Origin of the sequence: Geminisphaera colitermitum TAV2 (genome assembly GCF_000171235.2) — a bacterium.
GTDB lineage: Bacteria > Verrucomicrobiota > Verrucomicrobiia > Opitutales > Opitutaceae > Geminisphaera > Geminisphaera colitermitum.
Genome location: NZ_ABEA03000187.1, coordinates 1 through 272, shown reverse-complemented (window position 1 = coordinate 272; position 272 = coordinate 1). Strand labels below are relative to the sequence as shown.

1 protein-coding gene is annotated in these 272 nt (G+C 65.4%); it reads right to left on the bottom strand.

The genetic code is table 11. The features are described 5' to 3' along the window. Nucleotides 1-238, bottom strand: a 238-nt coding sequence (locus OBACDRAFT_RS21350; RefSeq protein ID WP_232767534.1) for a hypothetical protein, incomplete at its 3' end; no start/stop codon positions are given. Nucleotides 239-272 lie beyond the last annotated feature (34 nt).

Sequence of the window (272 nt, the reverse complement as noted above, 5' to 3'; positions counted from 1 at the left end):
AAATCTCGGTGGCGTGGGCGGGGTTGATGCGTCCGTAGGCGACGGCGCGGGATTCGAGTTCGAGGCCGTGGAGGCGGGTGCGTTGTTTGACGAGGACGCGGCCGTTTTGCTCGTTCCAGAAGGGGTCGCTGTGTGATACGCGCACAACGTGGGCACCGAGTTCGAGTGCCCAAAGTGGATCAAGGCGGGCGCAGGTGCGGGCATAGAGGCGCGTGGTCTCCATGATCTCGGCGGCCATGAGCCAGCGGGGGCCACGTTTATCGGTGGGGGTG